Source organism: Rhodococcus sp. T7 (genome assembly GCF_009872365.1).
In the GTDB taxonomy this organism is placed as follows: domain Bacteria; phylum Actinomycetota; class Actinomycetes; order Mycobacteriales; family Mycobacteriaceae; genus Rhodococcus_F.
Map to the genome: position 1 here is coordinate 1 of NZ_WXYH01000188.1, position 2,179 is coordinate 2,179.

Annotated in this window: 2 protein-coding genes; both read right to left on the reverse strand. The window is 68.7% G+C overall.

The features are described 5' to 3' along the window. Positions 1 to 49: 49 nt before the first annotated feature. On the reverse strand, positions 50 to 943 hold the full coding sequence (locus tag MLGJGCBP_RS18880) for an HpcH/HpaI aldolase/citrate lyase family protein (RefSeq protein WP_160097561.1): 894 nt from the start codon (positions 941 to 943) through the stop codon (positions 50 to 52). Positions 944 to 979: 36 nt separating this feature from the next. Next, positions 980 to 2,179: CaiB/BaiF CoA transferase family protein (locus tag MLGJGCBP_RS18885; RefSeq protein WP_236581198.1), on the reverse strand; the 1,200-nt coding region annotated here is incomplete at its 5' end.

Sequence of the window (2,179 nt, forward strand, 5' to 3'; positions counted from 1 at the left end):
CTCGCATCATTCCGGATGCGAGGCTTCGCCGCGATCGGTGCGGGACGCGTCAGGCGTTGGCCATGATGGCTTCGGCCTGCGCGATGATGCCCTCGGCGGTCTTCACGTGGGCGATGTCGATGTGCTGGCCCTCGAAGTCGACGGCCGCGCTGCCTGCGGCCTCGGCCACCGTGAACGCCTCGATCATGCGGCGGTAGAAGTCGACCTGCTCGGGGGACGGCGTGAACACGTCGTTGGCGATGGCGATGTGCGACGGGTGGATGCACACCATGCCGCGGTAGCCGAGCTGCTTGTTGTCCAGGCAGAACTGACGGGCGCCGTCGAGGTCCTTGATGTCCTGCCACACGCCGGCGACGGGGTGGTGCAGGCCCGCCGCGCGGGCGGCGAGGACGAGTCGGCTCCGCAGGTACAGCGTCTCCAAGCCGGCCGGGGTGAATTCGAAGCCCAGTTCGCGTCCCACGTCCGCGCTCGGGCCGGTCGCGCCCAGCAGGCTGGAGATGCGCGGGGTAGCGGCGGCGATCTCCTCGCAATGCGCCATCGAGACCGCGGTCTCGTAGCTCACGATGAGTCCCACGCTGCCCGCCTCGAGCCCCTCCCGGGCCTCGATGTGCGACACCACGGCGTCGATCCGCACGAGTTCTTCGGCGTCGAAGACCTTGGGCAGGAACAGACCGGTCAGCCCCGGCCGGATCACCGCCTCGAGGTCACTGCCCTGGATCCCGGTCACGAACGCATTGGGCCGCACCCACACGTCGGCGCGAACACCCTCGGCGTGCAGACGGTCGATGGTGGCGGCGGTGACGCCACGCGCCTCGTCCTTGTCGGCGACGGGAACCGAGTCCTCCAGGTCGAGGATCAGGGCGTCGGCGCCGGAGGCCAGCCCCTTGTCGGCCCAGGAAGGCTTGTGGCCGGGCACGAACAGCATGGAACGGTACGGATTCATGAACTCTCCTCAGTAGTGAGTACGGGAAGTAGTGGGTCAGGACTCGTCGGCGTAGAGGACGCCGGACGCCAGCAGCTCGTCGATCTTCTCGGCGGGGAGCACCTCGCCCGCGACCGAACGGGTGTCGGCGCCGACCTTGGGCGCACGGTCACCGCGGTCCGGGCGCTCGCCGTCGAACGTCCACGGCGGCCGGATGAGAGCCAGGCCGTCGGGTTGCCACTCGACCAGGTCCAGGTGCTCGACCTGCTCGTGTTCGAGGTAGCCGGTCATCGACAGGACCGGCGCGAACGGCACGTCGGCCTCGGTGAGGACCTTCTCCCAGTGGTCCTTCGACTTCGTGGCGAACTCCGCCTCGACGATCGGCACCAGCTCGAAGTAGTTCGACTCCCGCGGGCGGTACTCGGCGAACCGGGGGTCCTCGGCCAGGTCCATGCGGTCCATCGCGCGGCACAGCGACTGCCAGAACTTCTGCGAGGACGACAGGTGGACGGCCAGGTACTCGCCGGTCGACGTCGGGACGCAGAAGTTCTGCGCCTGCGGATGCCGGCTCGTGCGGGCCGGGTTCCTGCCGAGTTCGAAGGATTGCGTGATGCCGTCGATGGTCAGTGCGCTGACGGCCTCCATGATCGACGTTTCCATTCGCTGCGGCTGACCCGTCTTCAGCCGCCCGACGAGGGCGGCGAGGACGCCGGTTGCGGTGCTCAGACCGGTGACGAGGTCCGCGCTCAGGCCACCGGCCAGCTGCGGGTGGTCGCCGTCGCTGAACAGCGAGTACAGGCCGCCGAAGGCGTGGCCGATGGTGTCGTAGGCGGGACGGTTGGCCAGCGGACCGCCGGCGCCGAAGCCGGTGACGGACCCGTACACGATGTCGGGGCGCAGCGCGCGGCAGTCCTCGGGTCCGAGACCCATGGCCGCCACCTTGCCCGGGCGCAGGTTCTCGAGCACCACGTCGAAGTGCGGCACCAGTGCCTTGACCAGCGCGACGCCCTCTTCCGACTTCAGGTCGACCGAGAGACTGCGCTTGCCCGTGTTGTACTGCCGGAAGTAGGGGCTGGCGTCGTTCTGGTGGCGGCGGAAGTCCTCGCCCACGACGGGCTTCTCCACCTTCACCACCTCTGCGCCGAGCGCGCACAGCATCGACGTCCCGAACGGGAGCGCGATATATCCCCCGATCTCGAGGATCCGGATACCGTCGAGCGGCTTGTGCTGCATGTTGCCTCGCCTTCGTCTCAGCAA

What these genes read in the sequence shown, in the direction of transcription:
- MLGJGCBP_RS18880 (WP_160097561.1), bottom strand. Translation starts at nt 943, where the DNA reads ATGAATCCGTACCGTTCCATGCTGTTCGTGCCCGGCCACAAGCCTTCC.